The 18,773-nt window shown below is 43.0% G+C and carries 16 protein-coding genes; 6 read left to right on the forward strand and 10 right to left on the reverse strand.

Annotated features, from left to right (window positions below; all coding sequences use genetic code 11):
• Positions 1-835, forward strand: an 835-nt coding sequence (locus HADU_RS01225) for an IS3-like element ISAba14 family transposase (protein ID WP_008302536.1), incomplete at its 5' end; no start/stop codon positions are given.
• Between the two features lie 777 nt (positions 836-1,612).
• On the opposite strand, the gene yaaA is transcribed toward HADU_RS01225, so the two are convergent.
• On the reverse strand, positions 1,613-2,395 hold the full coding sequence (gene yaaA / locus HADU_RS01230) for a peroxide stress protein YaaA (protein ID WP_008302539.1): 783 nt from the start codon (positions 2,393-2,395) through the stop codon (positions 1,613-1,615).
• Positions 2,396-2,519: 124 nt separating this feature from the next.
• On the opposite strand from yaaA, the gene HADU_RS01235 reads away from it, so the two are divergent.
• Positions 2,520-3,149, forward strand: a complete 630-nt coding sequence (locus tag HADU_RS01235) for an alpha/beta hydrolase (RefSeq protein ID WP_004892534.1) — start codon at positions 2,520-2,522, stop codon at positions 3,147-3,149.
• Positions 3,150-3,191: 42 nt separating this feature from the next.
• Here HADU_RS01235 and HADU_RS01240 read toward each other — a convergent pair whose 3' ends face one another.
• From HADU_RS01240 to pheA, 4 genes are all read right to left on the reverse strand, one after another.
• Entirely contained in the window at positions 3,192-3,557 is a 366-nt protein-coding gene (locus HADU_RS01240; RefSeq protein WP_008302545.1) for a hypothetical protein, read from the reverse strand.
• 100 nt (positions 3,558-3,657) lie between these two features.
• Entirely contained in the window at positions 3,658-5,904 is a 2,247-nt protein-coding gene (locus tag HADU_RS01245) for a bifunctional prephenate dehydrogenase/3-phosphoshikimate 1-carboxyvinyltransferase (RefSeq protein ID WP_008302547.1), read from the reverse strand.
• Positions 5,905-5,907: 3 nt separating this feature from the next.
• On the reverse strand, positions 5,908-6,999 hold the full coding sequence (gene hisC, locus HADU_RS01250; RefSeq protein ID WP_008302549.1) for a histidinol-phosphate transaminase: 1,092 nt from the start codon (positions 6,997-6,999) through the stop codon (positions 5,908-5,910).
• Between the two features lie 66 nt (positions 7,000-7,065).
• On the reverse strand, positions 7,066-8,175 hold the full coding sequence (gene pheA, locus HADU_RS01255) for a prephenate dehydratase (protein WP_008302551.1): 1,110 nt from the start codon (positions 8,173-8,175) through the stop codon (positions 7,066-7,068).
• Between the two features lie 485 nt (positions 8,176-8,660).
• Between pheA and HADU_RS01260 the strand changes: the two genes are divergently transcribed.
• Positions 8,661-9,179 (forward strand): DJ-1/PfpI family protein, encoded by a 519-nt coding sequence (locus tag HADU_RS01260; RefSeq protein WP_004815370.1) that lies wholly within the window; start codon positions 8,661-8,663, stop codon positions 9,177-9,179.
• A gap of 82 nt (positions 9,180-9,261) precedes the next feature.
• Here HADU_RS01260 and HADU_RS01265 read toward each other — a convergent pair whose 3' ends face one another.
• Together HADU_RS01265 and HADU_RS01270 are read right to left on the reverse strand one after the other, a co-directional pair.
• Positions 9,262-10,404: an acyl-CoA dehydrogenase family protein gene (locus HADU_RS01265; RefSeq protein ID WP_008302554.1), complete on the reverse strand. Its 1,143-nt coding sequence runs from the start codon at positions 10,402-10,404 to the stop codon at positions 9,262-9,264.
• A 166-nt stretch (positions 10,405-10,570) separates the two neighbouring features.
• Entirely contained in the window at positions 10,571-11,914 is a 1,344-nt protein-coding gene (locus HADU_RS01270) for a dicarboxylate/amino acid:cation symporter (protein WP_004892515.1), read from the reverse strand.
• Between the two features lie 414 nt (positions 11,915-12,328).
• Here HADU_RS01270 and HADU_RS01275 point away from each other — a divergent pair, with 414 nt between their 5' ends.
• Positions 12,329-13,330 (forward strand): glycosyl transferase family protein, encoded by a 1,002-nt coding sequence (locus tag HADU_RS01275; RefSeq protein WP_008302556.1) that lies wholly within the window; start codon positions 12,329-12,331, stop codon positions 13,328-13,330.
• 58 nt (positions 13,331-13,388) lie between these two features.
• Here the strand turns inward: HADU_RS01275 and HADU_RS01280 are convergent, their stop codons facing one another.
• Positions 13,389-13,661, reverse strand: coding sequence for a YeaC family protein (locus HADU_RS01280; protein ID WP_004815365.1), 273 nt, complete (start codon positions 13,659-13,661; stop codon positions 13,389-13,391).
• Positions 13,662-13,664: 3 nt separating this feature from the next.
• Positions 13,665-14,567 carry an NAD(+) kinase gene (locus HADU_RS01285; protein ID WP_004815364.1) on the reverse strand — a complete coding sequence of 301 codons (903 nt, stop codon included), beginning with the start codon at positions 14,565-14,567 and terminating at the stop codon, positions 13,665-13,667.
• A 226-nt stretch (positions 14,568-14,793) separates the two neighbouring features.
• On the opposite strand from HADU_RS01285, the gene mrcB reads away from it, so the two are divergent.
• Positions 14,794-17,187 carry a penicillin-binding protein 1B gene (mrcB, locus tag HADU_RS01290; RefSeq protein WP_008302563.1) on the forward strand — a complete coding sequence of 798 codons (2,394 nt, stop codon included), beginning with the start codon at positions 14,794-14,796 and terminating at the stop codon, positions 17,185-17,187.
• 13 nt (positions 17,188-17,200) lie between these two features.
• A complete protein-coding gene (locus HADU_RS01295; protein WP_004815362.1) occupies positions 17,201-17,740 on the forward strand; it encodes a tetratricopeptide repeat protein in 540 nt (179 codons plus the stop codon).
• Positions 17,741-17,769: 29 nt separating this feature from the next.
• On the opposite strand, the gene HADU_RS01300 is transcribed toward HADU_RS01295, so the two are convergent.
• A complete protein-coding gene (locus tag HADU_RS01300) occupies positions 17,770-18,669 on the reverse strand; it encodes an NUDIX domain-containing protein (RefSeq protein WP_004815361.1) in 900 nt (299 codons plus the stop codon).
• Positions 18,670-18,773: the final 104 nt, after the last annotated feature.

Genomic DNA, 18,773 nt, shown 5'->3' on the forward strand with positions numbered 1-18,773 from the left:
AAAGTTAATCGACGACTCACTTCAGATTTCAGTATCTAAGCAAGCTAAGCTGCTGAAAGTCTCCCGTGGTTGTTATTATTATCGCCCAAAACCTGTTAGCTCATCAGATCTGAAGCTGATGCGATGTATTGATGAATTACATATGCAATATCCTTTTGCAGGCAGTCGTATGATGCGTGATTTGTTGAATCGTCAAGGGCATCATATAGGACGACGTCATACACGTACTTTAATGAAGAAAATGGGTATTCAGGCGTTATATTGCAAACCAAATTTAAGCCAGGCTAATCAAGCTCACCGTAAATATCCATATCTGCTCAAAGGGTTGGCTATTCAGCGCAGTAATCAAGTGTGGTCTACGGATATAACGTATATCCCTATGGCAAAAGGCTTTGTTTATTTATGTGCTGTGATTGATTGGCATAGCCGCAAGGTACTTGCGCATAGGGTATCGATTAGTATGGAGGTGGATTTTTGTATTTCGGTTTTAAATGAAGCGATTGAAAAATATGGATCACCTGAAATATTGAATACAGACCAAGGCAGTCAGTTCACCAGTGATGCATTTATTGATGTATTGAAATCAAATGGCATTCAAATCAGTATGGATGGTAAAGGTCGATGGGTAGATAATGTGATGGTTGAACGATTATGGCGGAGCGTTAAATATGAAGAGGTGTATCTCAAAGCTTATAGCAGTGTCACAGATGCGAAAAAGCAATTAAGTGCATATTTTGAGTTTTATAATTTGAAACGACCTCATTCGAGTCTAGACAAAATGACACCAAATGAGTTTTACTATGATCAGCTACCCCAACAAAACAAGGTGGCTTAACTAGAGCGGAATATCACTTATAAATACGCTTTTAGTTGTTCAAACAAGTGGGACCACCTCTTTTGTAACCTAATTGACTCAGTTTAGCTTTATTAATATCAGGAATTCTACAATAAAAAAATTATGCTTTTATCGTAAATACAAAGTATTAATCTGCTTAAATATTTTTATTAAAATATACTTCTTTCATAACTCAAAAAATGATTATCCTATTCATATTTATAGATATTAAAAGCCCTTTCTCCCTTTGGGATGAGAAGTATTAATTTGAAGAGAATGAGGGAGTTTTTTAGAAAAAACCTCTCCCTGAGGAGCATGCTCCGCAAACCTCCTTGTAGGAGAGGTAATTCCCTTTATAGAGATTTAAAAATGATTTATGAAAGAATCCTATAATTAAAATTAATTATAAAAATCTTAAATAAATATCTATTTCCAGTGAATATTTAATTTAAATGAACTCTAATTTCTTTTAAATAAAAGATGAGTAAAATTGAGTTTCTTACAGCCTTATCTATAAATTTTTCTAAATCAATTTCTTCTGGTCCATTATCAAAATCATCGATAAAGGCTTTTATATTTTAACCTTTAACTCTCCAATATTTGCCGTTCTACTTTGAAATAGACTAAATTTTATCCTTTAAAATTAATGCTCCTTTTTGTAGCAGAATTCTTATCTGTAAAAAGAAAAAGCTCATTTTATGCGCTTTTTAATGCTTAATTATTCATATATAAAAAAAAGATCACCCACAGGTGATCTTTTCTCTATTAAATAAGACTTCAAGCAGCGAGCTGTTCATCACGCTTGAACACCAGCTCACCTTTAAGAGAACTCTCTGCATCAAAGTAGTACCCCTCAGTATTAAAACCTTTCAGATCCTCTACGCGATCAATCTGGTTTTCAATAATAAAGCGTGCCATCAGGCCACGTGCTTTCTTGGCATAAAAGCTAATCACTTTATATTTGCCATTTTTCTGATCCAGAAACACAGGCTTAATGATTTCTGCCTGGATTTTATTTTCCTTCACAGATTTATAGTATTCATCAGAAGCAATATTCACCAAAAGTTCTGAATTCGCCGCTGCAAGATCATAATTGATCAGCTCAGTAATAGTATGTCCCCAGAATTCATACAGGTTATGACCACGAGAATTGGCAAGTTTTGTTCCCATCTCTAATCGATATGGCATCATCAGATCCAATGGACGTAACAAACCATATAAGCCGGACAGCATACGCAGATGCTCCTGAGCATAGCTAATGTCATGATCTTTTAGGTTATAGGCATCCAGACCTGTATAAACATCACCCTTAAAGGCAAAAATCGCCTGTCGTGCATTTGACAGATCAAATTCTGGCTGCCAGTCACGGAAACGCTCAACATTAAGATTGGCAATTTTTTCACTTACCGACATCAGGCTGGAAATTTCTGTTGCTGACAACTTGCTGGCAACTTCTATCAATTCCTGGGAATGTTCCAGCAATCTTGCTTGCGTATGCTGATCTGTTGGTAACGATGATTCGTAGTCGAGGGTCTTTGCAGGGGAAATTAATGCGAGCATAGCCAACCTGGTTAAAAAGTGATTAATCAAACTATATCAGTCGAGTTATTTTAATTCCAATTCATGTTTTTACTTAATACAATCGTTAAAATACGCCTTTCTCCCCTCATTTATCGATTTTCCTATGTCCGAACAAATTTTCCTTCAGGGTCCTGTGGGACAAATTGAAGTTTTTGTGGATTATCCTCAGGGTGAAGTGAAAGGATTCGCGGTTGTTTGTCACCCCCATCCATTGCAAGGCGGTACACCACAACATAAAGTTCCAGTATTGCTGGCACAAATGTTTTTAGAGCGTGGTTGTGTTGTCTATCGTCCAAGTTTCCGTGGTTCTGGTCAAAGTGATGGAATACACGACGAAGGCTATGGTGAAACTGATGATGTACTTGAAGTGATTAAATTCGCTCGTACTCAACATATTGGCTTGCCATTCTATGCAGGTGGCTTTAGTTTCGGTGCACATGTCATGGCCAAAAGCTATGCCACGCTACCTATAGAATTACAGCCTAAACAGACGGTTTTATGCGGTTTGCCAACCGCCACCGTAGCAGGTTTACGCCACTATGTAACACCGCATATTAAAGGTGACATTCTGTTCCTGCATGGTGAAGCCGATGATGTGACCCTGTTGTCGGATCTAATTGAATGGGCTAAACCACAGCGTCATTTATTGACCATTTTACCAGGTGCCAATCATTTCTTTACTGGTTACCTCAAACAGTTGCGTATTGCGATTACGCGCTTTTTAATGCTGTAAAAAATTCCATAATTAAAAAAAGCGGCTCAATGGCCGCTTTTTTTAATTTTTCCATTCGAATTCACTAAAGCTTTCTTGCTCCTTGAGTGAAGCTTCTACGGCCTGTGCCAGTTGATTAAGGAGGCTTTGTTCGGTAATCCGATCCAGCCAGTCTTGTTCTTCATCTGGATAAGATGCAATCTCACAGACAAAATGCCCTTCACTGTCGCGACTTTCACAACTCACCGAAAGTGGCAATGCGTGTTCATCTACTGCAACAGCAACCTGTCCACCACTTTGTGGCAAGGTTTGAAAGCCATATTTTCCGAGTTCATCAGCAAGAAATTGCGCGACATACTCTTGGGTCTCACGACTATCCTGTAATTGCTGTTGGCTTTGAGTATTGGCAATAAATTTTAATTTTCGCATCGCTACATCCAAATGGCTTTTTTCTTGTATGGGTTTAGCATAAGCCAATATAAACAAAACAGCCAAGCAAAAGCTTGGCTGTTTCACATAAATTTAAGGATTATTCTGTCACTTCAATCGCCAGACCAGCCTGAGACGTCAGTTCAGTAAAGGTTGGGAAGCTGGTGGCGACTGTTTCAGTCCCGACAATCTTGATTTCACCTGAGTTACGCAGACCTGCAATCGAGAAACTCATTGCGATACGGTGATCATGATGCGATTCAATTTCACCACCGGTAAAGATTGGTGACCAGTCACCTGCCTTGCCTTTACCTTCGATGATGATGCCATCATCAGTCGGCGTACAGTCGATGCCCATGGTTTTTAGGCCATCTGCCATGACTTGAATACGATCCGATTCTTTGACACGGAGTTCAGCCGCACCCGTCAGGATCGTTTGACCTTCCGCACATGCCGCTGCAATAAACAATGCCGGGAATTCATCAATTGCTAGTGGCACTTGGTCTTCTGGCATATGAATGCCTTTTAACGTACGTGTACCGCGAATACGAATATCTGCAATCGGTTCACCGCCAGCGATGCGTTCATTTTCAACGCTGATGTCGGCTCCCATCTGTTTCAGGATTTCGATGACACCAGTACGGGTCGGGTTAATGCCTACCGCTTCCAAAGTCACGTCAGCATTTTCAGTAATCGCTGCACCCACCATAAAGAAAGCAGCAGATGAAATATCAGAAGGCACCTGAATGTTAGTACCTACTAGTTTACCACCACCTTGCAGGGAAATACGGTTGCCTTCAGTTTTCACTTCATAACCAAACGCACGTAGCATACGTTCAGTATGGTCACGGGTTGGTTCCGGTTCAGTCACCGAAGTTTCACCTTCCGCCCAAAGACCCGCCAGCAGAATACCTGATTTCACCTGAGCAGATGCCATTGGCAAGTCGTATTGAATACCTTTCAGGTTTTGATTACCCGTAATCGATACTGGTGGTGTACCACGTTCACCCGTAGTTTGAATCTGCGCGCCCATCAAACGTAATGGTTTTGCAATACGCTCCATTGGACGTTTAGACAGGGATGCATCACCCGTCATCACCGAATCAAATTTCTGTGCGGACAGCATGCCAGCCAGCAGGCGCATCGAAGTACCAGAGTTACCCATGTAAAGCGCAGACTTCGATGCTTTCAGACCTTGCATACCCACGCCATGAATGGTCACTTCACCATTTTTAGGGCCTTCAATGCTTACGCCCATATCACGGAATGCCTGTAAAGTTGCAAGTGCATCTTCACCCTCAAGGAAACCCGTCACATGCGTTGTGCCTTCAGCGATGGCACCAAACATGATGGAACGGTGTGACACAGATTTGTCACCTGGCACGGTAAATTTACCCTGGAACGTCTTGGCACCTGGTTGAATGGTAAATTGTTGTGTCACTTTATTTTTCTCCATGAGAGGTTTCTTGGCGAGCATATGATTGAAGTGCTGACGCGCGGCTTGCGCATGCCCCAATAAGCCCATTAAAGCTTGTGAATCTTCATCTTCAATCAGCTTGCGGATAATCGCGAGTTGAGCTTCAAAGCCGTTCACGGCATTGAGAATCGCCTTTTTATTGGCAAAAAAGATGTCATGCCACATTTGTGGATCGCTGGCGGCAATACGCGAGAAGTCGCGGAAGCCACCGGCAGCATAACGAAAAATATCCAGATTGTCTTCGCGTTTGGCCAGTTGTTCGACCAGGTTGAAGGCCATCAGATGCGGAAGATGGCTGGTATGGGCCAGCACTTCATCGTGCTTTTCCACATCCATACAAATCACTTCCGCTTTAGCCACCTGCCACAGTTGAATCAGTTTATCGACCGCCCATTGTCCGCTGCTTGGCAACGGTGTCAAAATCACCTTGTGATTAGCGAACAGATCCACCTTACCCGCATGTACACCAGTATGTTCTGCACCCGCAATTGGATGCCCTGGCACAAAACCGGCTGGCAGATTTTCACCAAATATGGCTTTGGCTGCATCCACCACATTGCCTTTGGTACTGCCAACATCAGTCAGAATGACATTTTCCGACAGATAAGGCTTGATCGTTTCCAGCACTTTTTGGGTTGCACGCACAGGTAGTGCCAGCACAACCAGGTCTGCCCCCTTAACGGCTTCTACAGGATCTGCATAGCCGTCGGTAATCAGACCGAGTGCCTTGGCATCTTCCAAAGTTTTTTGAGAGCGGGTCGATGCCACGATGTCATTAGCTAAATGCTCAGCCTTGATGACACGCGCCAGACTTGAACCAATGAGGCCAAGTCCGATAAAGGCAACTTTTTCAAACAGTGGCTGCGACATAACTTAAGCTTTCGCCTCTAAGCCAAGTACTTTGCCTAATGCAGCAAGGAATTTGGCATTTTCAGCTTCAGTACCAATTGATACGCGCAAGTGGTCTGGAATACCCACTGGACGTACAATCACACCTTCTTTCAGTAACTTGTTAAATGTTTCTGCTGGATCAGCCTGCACATCAACCAGAATGAAGTTCGCGCGCGAAGGTACATAGTTCAGGCCCAAAGCTTTGAAACCCGCTTCAAGCTGAGCCATACCCGCCTTGTTCACTTCACGAGATTTCTCGATAAATGCTTCATCTTTCAATGCAGCAACTGCAGCCACCATGGCTAAATGGTTGACGTTGAATGGCTGACGGATACGGTTCAGATAATCAGTCACTTCAACAGATGCCAAAGCAAAACCAACACGCAGTGCAGCCAGACCATAGCACTTAGACAGTGTACGGCTGACAATCAGATTCGGATACTGTTTCAGGAATTTTAGGCTGTTGAAGTTCTCTGGGAAATATTCCACATAGGCTTCATCCAGTACCACGATGACATTCGCTGGCACTTTCTGCATAAATGCTTCAAATTCGGCTTCTTCGAACCAGGTCCCTGTCGGGTTGTTCGGGTTCGCAATAAAGATCAATTTGGTATTGTCTTTTACCGCAGCCGCCATCGCTTCAAGGTCATGTGAGAAGCCTTTTGCTAGCACTTCAATCGCTTCGGCATTAATCGCTTGAGTCACCAGTGCATATACCGCAAATGCATGCTGGCTATACACTACAGAATCTTTTTCAGAAACAAATGCACGGGCAAATATTTCAAGTAAGTCGTTTGAACCATTACCCAAAGTAATCTGGTTATGATCAAAACCGAATTGTGTCTTGATCTGATCCTTCAGGATAAAGCCACCGCCATCAGGATAACGGCCAATTTCCGCCAGTTCCGCAGCCACTGCTTCTTTGACTTTATCTGAACAGCCCAGCGGGTTTTCATTTGAAGCCAGTTTCACGATATCAGTGATGCCCAACTCACGCTCAAGTTCACTGATCGGTTTACCTGGTTGATATGGCTTTAATTTAGAGATGCCTTCATTGGCTGGGACAAACGACATTTTATACTTCCGATTTACAGATGAAACAGTGGTTAGTACCCTCGCACTAACCACGAAAGGCTGCTTTTATAAAACAGCTGCAGGATATGAACCAAGCACGCGGACTTCTTTCACAAGCGGACGAATTTCTTCGATCGCAGCTTTAACATTTTCCTGCTCAATATGACCTTCAAGATCGATAAAGAATACATAAGCCCATTTTTCAGGAAGTGCAGGTCGAGTTTCAATACTGGTTAGACTAATGTTGTGTTTGGCAAATGGAGCCAGAATTTCCAGCAATGCACCGGCGCGGTCATGTGCAGACACCAGTAATGAAGTTTTATCATTGCCACTTTGTGGCACTTTTTCACGGCCAATCACCAGGAAGCGTGTCGTGTTCTCTGGGTTGTCTTCAATGTTGCTGTGCATAATCTCAAGATTATAAATATTCGCAGCAATTTCAGAAGCGATCGCAGCAGAATGCCATTCATTCTGAATACGGCGTGCCGCTTCAGCATTTGAACTGAGTGCCACACGTTCTACACCTGGATAATGGGCATCCAGCCATTTACGGCACTGAGCCAAAGTTTGCTGATGTGCATAGATCTGTTTAATACTGTCTTTACGGGTATTTTCAGAGATCAGGAACTGGTGATGAATGGGTAATTCTACTTCGCCAATCACATTCAGATGCGAAGTCTTGAAACAGTCTAAAGTGTGGTTCACTACCCCTTCAGAGGAGTTTTCAACCGGTACCAGACCATAATGTGCACTGCCCGCTTCTACTTCACGGAACACTTCATCAATGGTGGGTAATGGACGAACCACAGCATCATGACCAAAATGTTTCAATACTGCTGAGTGTGTGTAGGTACCGACAGGTCCCAAAAACGCAATACTTTGCGGTGCTTCAAGCGCCAGACAGGCCGACATGATTTCACGGAACAGACGTGCCATGGTGGTATCAGACAATGGCCCCTCATTACGTTCCATAACATTACGCAAAACCTGCGCTTCACGTTCAGGACGGTAAAACAGTGGATTCTCTTCTGAAGCAAACTTTGCTTTTGCTACAGCTTCTGCCAAACGCGCACGGCGATTAATCAATTGCTGGATTTGCTGATCAACTGAATCGATATCTTCACGAATCTTAGCCAAATCAAGAGAAGTCGTAGTGTTTTGATCGTCGTTGATCATTGTTATGTCGCCCTTCATAAACCGTAACTGTTTCAGTATAACAATAGTAAGCTTTCAAATGTTACGCAATATGACTTTGTCTTTTAAAAGTCAGTTATTTATGCGTTGCCTAATCACTCATCGCATCTGCAATGTTTAGTAACATTTTCCACAGCGTATTCAGCAAAAATTACATTATCAAATTGTAAAGTTTGCGTTTGCATCTTAACTGATTTTAGGATGGATGAATTATCATTATTTCTTAATCTATATAACGATTTTAACCATAAGAAAAATCATGCAAAGACTCAAAAATCAGCAATGGAAAGACGTTGCTAGATGATCAATAGTTCATTTTAAAATTACCGCTCAACCTCCTGCACATATGCTTTTTTTACTTGTTTTAACAGAGCTTTTTACATTTAACATGTATTTATTTACAGAGCAGGGACGATTTTTAAACCTTATCCCGCTAGTCTGTTCAAAACTTAGGCAGGAGCAAATACATGCCAAAAAGAATAGCTGTGCTCGTCACTCATAACTTTGATGATCAGGAATATTTTGAACCTGTAGAAGCCTTTCGTGCTGCCAGTCACAGTATCTGCAATATTGACCATGAAGCTGGAAAGGTCATATATGGTCAGAAACATACAGCTTCAGTGACTATAGATGAAAGTATTGACCAGATCTGTGTCGATGATTTTGACGCATTACTAATTCCAGGTGGAGAATCTCCCCTGACCTTCACTTCAGATGCTGTTGTTCTAAAGTTGATTCAGGAATTTAATGCAGCCAATAAAACCATCTTTAGCATCTGCGATGCTTCATTATTACTCGGTGCGGCTGACGTGCTGAAGGACCGGATTATTACCAGTATTCGTGACCATGCGCACTGGCTGCAAGATGCAGGCGGTCGTTATTATGATGCAGAACTGGTCAATGATAATAACCAGTTGATCTCTTCACGTGCACCAGACGATTTACCTGTGTTTATTGATGAGTGCCTAGAAGTATTAAGGTCTTAAAATATGAAAAATGTCATTTGCTCCCTTACATAAAAATGAGCCCTTATAGGCTCACTTTTACTTTATAGCGAATGAAATACTTTTATCGACCTAATAGGCTACGTGCCACGATTTCTTTCATGATCTCGTTCGTACCACCATAAATCCTTTGGATACGCGCATCGACAAAGAAACGGGAAATCGGATATTCAGTCATATAGCCATAGCCACCAAACAGCTGGAGCAAATTATCCGCAATTTTCATCTGCATGTCAGTTGAAAAACTTTTTAAGGCTGCTGCAGTTTCAACATTCAGCTTGCCCTGCATATACAACTCAACATTCTGGTTATAAAACGCCGCTGTTGCCAGTTCATCAATCTTGGCCTGTGCCAGTACAAAGCGAGTGTTCTGGAATTGGCCCACTGCCTGGCCAAAGGCTTGACGTTCTTTGACATAGGTCGTGGTGATATCAATTGAACCACGAATCGCGCCCAAAGCCGTAGCCGCAATCGCAGTGCGCTCACGTGGCAGTTCTTGCATCAGGTATGCAAAGCCTTGGCCTGGTTGACCGAGTAACTGATCTTTTGGCACTTTGACATTATCAAAGAACAGCTCAGAGGTATCTTGTGAGTGCAGGCCAATCTTGTCCAGATTGGTGCCTTTCTTGAAACCTTCCAGATGAGTATCTACTAAAAGCAGTGAAACACCTTTGGCACGTGCCTGTGGATCGGTTTTTACAGCCAGCACCACCAGATCGGCATGCTGACCATTCGAAATAAAAGTTTTAGAACCATTTAACAGATAATGGTCGTCCTGCAAAATGGCACTGGTTCGAATTGCCTGCAAGTCAGAACCAGCACCTGGTTCAGTCATACCGATGGCACCGACCACCTCACCAGTCACCATTTTAGGCAGCCAGTATTTCTTCTGTTCTTCAGTGGCGATATGCAGGATATAGGGTGCAGCGATATCCGAGTGACATGACAAACCAATAGAGAGTGCACTAAACCCTGCACGTGCCGACTCTTCAAGTAACATTAAGGAGTAATGGGTTGGCACACCATAGCCACCATATTCTTCTGGAACATCCACACAAAGAAAGCCATTTTCACCCAGCGCATTCCAGACTGAACGTGGAATCTTGCCCTCACGTTCCCATTGTTCATAGTGCGGTGCAATCTGTTCGCCCATAAAGCGTTTAAAGTTATCGCGGAATAATTCCAGGTCTGCATCATATGCCAGCATTGTTCTATCCTTGTGGTGTTTATCATTATATTTCCACAAACAGGCTAGCGATTTTTAAGGTCAGTGTCATGCGCTAATATGATTTTTTTCAAACTTTACAGTCAATTTATTTTAATAAAAATTTAAAAAAAGGAAGCCGAAGCTTCCTTTTTTAAACAGACTGAAATCAGTGAGATTTAACGCCTTCTTGCTGCATTAATTCATCAATTTCTGCCGGATTGTTTAATGCATAATCCAGTTTTTCTTTGTCCAGCTGACCGACCCATTTTGCAACAACCAGAGTCGCCAATGAGTTGCCAATCAGGTTAGTCAAAGCACGTGCTTCAGACATGAAACGGTCGATACCCAGAATCAGTGCCAAGCCCGCTACCGGAATATGCCCTACTGCAGACAGGGTTGCAGCCATTACGATAAAGCCAGAACCTGTTACACCTGCTGCACCTTTAGATGAAATCAATAGCACAAGAAGTAAGGTAATCTGATGAGATAGATCTAGCTGGGTATTGGTTGCCTGAGCAATGAAGACTGCCGCCATAGTCAGGTAAATAGAAGTCCCGTCCAGGTTGAAAGAATAACCTGTTGGAATAACCAGACCGACTACTGATTTTTCTGCACCTGCCAGTTCCAGCTTTTTCAGCATACGCGGCAATACAGATTCAGAGGATGAAGTACCCAGTACAATCAGCAATTCTTCGCGGATCAGACGGATCATTTTCATGATACTAAAACCGGTGAAACGTGCAATTGAACCAAGAATAATGAAAATAAACAGGATACAGGTGATATAGAAGCACAGAATTAATTGACCCAGCTGCGCCAGTGTACCGATACCATATTTACCGATCGTAAATGCCATGGCACCGAACGCACCGATAGGTGCAAGTTTCATGATCATGTTCACGATGTTAAAGAATACATGTGAAATCTGGTCAATGAACTTTAATACCGGCTTACCATTATCACCCAGCTGATGCAGGGCAAAACCAAACAGGAGAGCAAATAGCAGTACCTGAAGGATTTCCCCTTCAGCAAATGCGCCCACTACCGTATTTGGAATGATATTCATGAAGAAATCGATGGTCGATTGTGACTCACCTGATGCAACATATTTCGAGATACCTTCCGTATCCAGAGTTGCTGGATCAACGTTCATACCAACACCAGGTTTGGCAATATTGATCACAAGCAGACCGATCACCAAGGCAATCGTCGATACGATTTCAAAGTATAGTAAAGCAATACCACCTGTCTTGCCGACAGATTTCATGCTTTCCATACCTGCAATACCACTCACTACCGTACAGAAAATTACTGGTGCGATAATCATTTTGATCAGGCGGATAAAGCCATCACCCAATGGTTTCAGCTGTTCGCCCAAACCAGGAACATATTGTTCAGCACCATTGATAATTTGCGTACCGCTTGGTGAGAAGTGACCCACGAGGATACCGGCAATAATGGCAACAATCACTTGAAAATAAAGTGACTTATAAATAGGTTTTTTAGCCATGACCTTAGTTCACAATATACTTCTAACAAGAAGCAATATTCAGTTTTCACTTATTTAAGAAAATAAGCATCCAATACTTCATTGCCTTAAACAAAAAAGTGCTTACGTATCAAGAAATTAATCTGATACCGAAAATAGATTGTGTATGTACGTTTAACAATTACAGGAACACCGCTCTTCAGCAGAAGTTAGTGCATTGATCAGGAGATGAAGCAAACACAAAAAATCAAGAGAAATTTTAACCGCTTTTTAGACTTTTGTTTAACCCAAAATGTTAAATTTGTCTAAATAATAATCAATATTCCTTAGACTATAGTCTTATAAAACCATAATTCTTCTGCAAAATAAGAAGGTGAAATACCAATATCAGCGTAAAATATGCCAATACTTGATAAACATGATTGATCTATCCCTATGACCACAAAGCGAAATATTTATAAAGATGCTGAACATCCTTTTGCCCAGTTTATTCGTATTATTGGTAAAGGAAAGAATGGTGCACGCTCGCTCAGTTATGATGAAGCCTATCAAGCTTTTAGTATGATCCTGAAAAATGAGGTGCTGGATGTGCAGCTAGGTGCCTTCCTGATGCTACTACGAGTAAAAGAAGAATCCGTCGAAGAACTGGCAGGTTTTGTTCAGGCAACCCGGGATCAGCTTAATTTTAAAGATCTGGATGTAGACTTGGACTGGTCATCTTATGCTGGCAAGCGCAAGCATTATCCATGGTTTATCCTGTCTGCCCTCACCTTGGCCAAGCATGGCTATAATATTGTCATGCATGGTGCAGCTGGGCATACTTTGAATCGGGTTTATACTGAGCAAGTATTAGAATACCTAGGCTATTCTATTTGCCACAGTGAGGTTGAAGTCGAACAGCAGCTGCAAGAAAGACATTTTGCTTATCTGCCTTTAAATGTGATTTCACCTATCCTGGCTGAGCTGATCGGACTGCGAAATGTTATGGGTTTACGTTCTCCTATTCATACATTGGCGCGCCTGATTAATCCATTCAATGCCAAAGCGACTTTACAGGCCATTTTCCATCCGGCTTATCGTGGTTCACACCAGCGCGCTGCTTTTCAGCTCGGTTATCAAAATAGTGCTGTGATTAAAGGTGAAGGTGGCGAGTTTGAACGTAACCCTGATGCCAAAACCTTAATTTGTGGTATCAAGAATGGCGAACTGTATGAACACGAACTGCCTAAACTGACGGACAATCGCAGTCCGATTGAAGAAGAGCTGAATCTGGCTGTATTTAAAGAAGTCTGGGATGGTCAACGTTCGCATGAGTATGGCGAAACCGCAGTGGTTGAAACTATCGGTATTGCGCTATATACCATGGGCAAATGTGAGAGCTATGAAGCAGCGATGCAGAAAGCTAAAGAACTCTGGAATACTCGTCTTTCGGTTTGAACAAAATCATTTATTTCAGACATTAAAAAGACCACGTTTGTGGTCTTTTTGGTTTCAATTAAACGAAACGAATGGGCCTGAATTCTGGTTCATTCTTGTGATGATCATCATCACATTCTTCACCTTCTTCTTTGGTACCACGGTCGATATAACCACTACGTTCAGTTTCAGGCAGATGTTTAATTTCCCAGGCATACACGGCTTGCATACACGTCTGACGCTGCTCTTCCGTCAATGCCACACCGTTCGGCCATTTACCAATTTCAATCGCAGTACGCAGTCGGTCTACAATCTCAGGATTGAGCATAGAAAGCATTTGTTCAATATTCATGATTTAATCCCGATTCTGATAATCAAAGTCTTGGTTCCAGCCGAGCTTGGTCCGACACGCCATATAGAAATCATAACCCGGTGGATGTAAAAGTTGCAGTTTAAATGGGTGTTTACGAATGTGAACCGTATCTCCCACATTCAAAGAAATGCTGTGCTGTCCATCTGCGCTGACCATCGGCATCACGCGATTTTTACGGATCACCAGCTTAATTTCACTATGTCCTCCAACCACAATCGGTCGGGATGACAGGGTATGCGGATGCATGGGTACCAGCACAATCGCATCCATACTTGGATGTACAATTGGTCCACCACCAGAAAGTGCATAGGCAGTTGAACCTGTTGGTGTCGACACGATCAGACCATCACTATGCTGACGATAGACATATTGTCCATCAATATTCAGCTCAAAGTCGATCATGTGCACGGATTTACCAGAATGAAGTACGACATCATTCAGAGCAATCGCATCATGGATAATTTCGCCTTTAGACCGGATTTCCAGCTCTAACAGGAAACGTCGCTCAAGCTGGAATTCACCTTTAAGGACCTGATCCAGCTTGAAGATGACTTCTGTCGGCTTGATATCCGTCAGGAAGCCCAAGCGGCCACGGTTCACACCGATGACAGGAATATTATATTTGACCAGTGCCCGGGCAGCATGCAGCAATGAACCATCACCACCAACCACAATGACCAGATCGACCACCTCACCAAGCAAGGCGCGGCTCACTGTCTGGGTATTTTCATAAGGTACCAGCGCAGCGGTATCTGCATCAAACACTGGATGCAGGCCCACGTTCAACAAATGATCATGAATAAGACATAAGGTTTCAACTACTGAAGATTTATCAGGACGTCCTACTAACCCGATATTTCGGAATGTCTTATGTGAAATTAGCACCAGTCTCGTCGCTCCGCTACGAATCGCTCCTATAATAGCATTAAGCTCTGGCTCGTTGACAATTTTCCCTAGTTTTTATGTATAAGTAGAGCAAGTTAGAAATAATATTATGCAGACTAAGTGTATTTTTTAATTGATATTTTTTAACCAATTTCTCTTTAAATATTGCAAATTCCCTAAAAGCTTCGCATGATTAGCAGAATTTTACAGACGCTTATCATCATTTATGAAGTATGAACGTGGTTTGGGGTTTATTGCCTTAATCTTTTCCGTTTTGGTCATTTCAGCTTTTGTTGCCTTTAGTATCTATCTGATTCGTCTAGATAATATTGTACGTGACAAATTTGAAGGCCAGCGCTGGGACATTCCTGCGAAAGTCTTCGCACGTCCGATGGAAATCTATGTCAATGCACCTGTCAGCCAACAGGATCTTCTGGAAGAGCTCAAACTGCTTGGATATAAGAGTGCTGAAAGCTATACCAAGTCCGGAAGTTATGTGACTTCTGGTAATACTTTATATGTACATACCCGTGGTTTTGACTTTGGTGACCGGGTTGAGCCTGAGCAGATTTTAAAAGTCAGCTTCAATGGTGAACAGATTAATGACGTAAGTGCCACCAAGCCCTCCACGTCCGGAATTGCCCGTTTGGAACCTTTATTAATTGGCGGGATTTACCCCCAACATAATGAAGACCGGGTACTGATCAAGCTGAATAAAGTACCTAAATCTTTGATTGAAGCACTGATCGCCACCGAAGACCGTAATTTCTACCACCATCATGGTGTATCTCCACGCGGGATTGCACGTGCAGTGGTCAGCAATATTACCGGCGGTAAACGTCAGGGTGGCTCGACTTTAACCCAGCAGCTGGTCAAAAACTTCTATTTAAGTCCAGAGCGTACGTTAAAACGTAAAGTCAATGAAGCCTTTATGGCGATGTTGATTGAATTGCATTATGACAAGGATGAAATCCTTGAAGCCTATTTAAATGAAGTGAATCTGGGCCAGAATGGCAATTATTCTATTAATGGTTACGGTCTGGCTTCCCAATTCTATTTTGGTCTGCCGTTGCGCGAATTAAATATTTCCCAACAGGCATTTTTAGTTGGTCTGGTACAAGGTCCTTCCCTCTACAATCCATGGCGTAACCCTGAAACGGCGAAAAGACGTCGTGATATTGTGCTGAACAATATGCTGGTTATGGGTTATCTGACCCAAGAGCAATATGAAACCGAGAAGGCACGCCCTCTCAATGTCATTACAAAACCAACCCTGGGTCCAGCACGTTTTCCTGACTTCTTGGATATTGTGCGTCGTCAGCTGCGTACCGAATATCAGGAAGGTGATATTACTAATCAGGGCCTACGCATCTTTACCACGTTGGATCCATTGGCACAGACCCGTATTCAGCAAAGCTTCAAAAATACAGTAGCGAACTTAAGCAGATCAAATCCGAAACGTTTAAAAGATTTGCAAGGTGCGGTGCTGGTCACTCATCCAGAAAATGGTGAACTGGTTGCTGCAGTTGGTTCGACCCAGGACTTTACCGGCTTTAACCGTGCCTTGGATGCCAAGCGTCAGGTGGGTTCGTTATTAAAACCTGTGATTTACCTGACCGCAATTGAATCAAACCGTTACCATTGGGGGAGCCCGATCGAAGACAGCGAGCTAAGTATTAAAACTGATGGCAAGACCTGGACACCCAAGAACTATAGTGGCCGCCCGCATGGTGTGGTTCCAATGTCTCAAGCACTGGCAAATTCCTATAACCTGTCCGCGGTACGTTTGGCGCAGGAATTCGGTATGTCAACCTTTATCAATCACCTGAAGAAATTTGGTGTGACTTCTGATATTCCGTCCTACCCTTCCATTTATCTGGGTGCGGTAGATATGTCACCTATGGAAGTGATGAGTCTGTATGGCAATTTTGCAACTGGTGGTTTTAAATATCCGGTCAAAGCCATTCGTTCCGTGGTGGATGCCAATGGTCGTCTGGTCGATCGCTATGGCCTGACGGTTCAGCCAACCATTGATCCGGCTTATGCCTATATCCTGAACAATGGTTTACAGCAGGTCATGAGCAGCGGTACCGGTCAATCTGCTTATAGTACCCTGCCACGTAATCTTGGTCTGGCTGGCAAATCAGGGACGACCAATGATACCCGTGACTCATGGTTCGCAGGCTATTCTGGTAATTACCTAGCTGTGGTCTGGTTAGGTCTGGATGACAATAAGATTACTGGTTTGACCGGATCATCTGGTGCGCTACCGGTATGGACCAGTGTCATGAAGCAGCTACGCCAGAAGCCGGTAAATCTGCATCAACCAGGTGAGGTACAATGGCAATGGGTCGATCGCGCGACAGGTCATTTGTCTGCTCAAGGCTGTGAAGGTGCCATGTATATTCCGTTGACTCGTCACAGCATGCCAAATCAGGCTACTGCTTGTGGCGCATCGCATTATGCCCCTGCCCCACATACGATTGATTCAGAAGAACCTCAAGGTTCTGATGATCCAAGCGATGAAATTGGGATCTGGATTGAAGAAACTGAAACGGAAAACCAACGTGATTCTTTACAAGATACACGTATCATCTCAAGCGGTAGTTATTCACCCTAATTGAGTGAGATATATGTTTCAAAAAATCCTGATTGGTTCAATTTTAGTTGCTTTAGTCGGCTGTCAGTCCATACAGCAGGAACCATCTGCTCCAGCCAAGCCTGCACCTGAAAAGCCACGGGTGCAGAAATCTGATGGTGTAGTGATTACGCCTTATGATCATCCTGAAATCAAACGTCAAAAAGTGGTCGTGCCACAGCAGAAACCTGAACCACAGCAGTTTGATGATGGCCGTCAGTTACCTGCTTTCAAGAAATTGATGCAGCAGACTCAAACAGCGTATAAAGCACAAAAGTTTGATCAGGCTGAAGCCTATGTCACCCAGGCACAGCGACTGGCACCGCAATCTCCTGAAACCTATCTGTATTTAGGGATGCTGGCGAACCGCAAGAATAAACCCGCCAATGCACAAGCGTTTGCGCAGCGCGGCCTTAGCTATGCCCAAAGCAATGCCATGAAAAAGCAGCTCTGGCAGGTGATTCTTAAAGCTGGTCAGCTGCAAAAAAATCCACAAACCATTCAAAAAGCACAGAAGGCATTAAGCGCTCTTTAAGCTATAATTACTTTTAGTAATTAACTTACTTATATCCCACGAATGCCTGCGATCCCGTAGGCATGATGGGATTGAGCCAGACTCAAATCTTCTTTGTTCATTCCACCAAGTGCATACACAGGAATCTGAATCTGTTTGGCAATCTTCTCAAAGGCAATCCATCCCAGTGGCTCTACTTCTGTATGAGTCGCTGTTGGAAGCACAGGACTCAGAAAAATTGCTTCACAGCCCAGCTGTTCTGCCCGTTGTGTAGACGCATGATCATGACACGCCACAATATAGCGTTTCCCTATAACCAGATCACTGGTACTTAGTTGATTCAGCTGTGCCTGTTTAAGATGTAAAGTCTGAATACTCTGTTGCTGTTGTTCATCCAGCAGCAGATATAAGTCATGATTAATAATCAATTGGGATAATTTTTCTAACGGCAGGGTTGCCAATTTCTCGGCCTGTTCTGCGTTGGCGTCAACTCGCCAATACAGCATTTGCGCTTTGTCGAGCTGATGCAGATCTGCCAGATCATTGCTGATTTTAATCATCTGTGGCCATAACAGTTTTTTTAAAATCACCGCATTGGCTTTCGGAAAATTCAGCTGCTGTAACTGCTCGCGGCTATACCACTTCCAGGGTTGCTGAATCTGGGCTAACTGTGCTTCAGCTACACTGGCATGAAATAAATGCAGATGCACAATCACATCTTCATATTCATGACGAATAAAATCGAAAGGATGCCAAAGCTCGATATCAATACCGACTTCTTCCTGGATCTCACGACGGCAGGATTGCAGCGGTGTTTCACCTTCTTCTACTTTGCCGCCAGGGAATTCATGTTTATTTCCCTGATGCTGTTTCGCTTCCCGCCAGCCAACCAGAACCTGATTTTGGTGAAATAACAAGGCAATCGCGACATGAATATTTGCTTTAGACATACGAAGATAAACTGGCTGGAAATATTACAAATTGTAAGTGATAGCGGATTTTTTAGGAATTGAAAAATTTAGGCGTTGACAGCCCTATTCGATAATGATTATCA

It is taken from the genome of Acinetobacter sp. HA (genome assembly GCF_000264725.1).
GTDB classification, from domain to species: domain Bacteria; phylum Pseudomonadota; class Gammaproteobacteria; order Pseudomonadales; family Moraxellaceae; genus Acinetobacter; species Acinetobacter schindleri.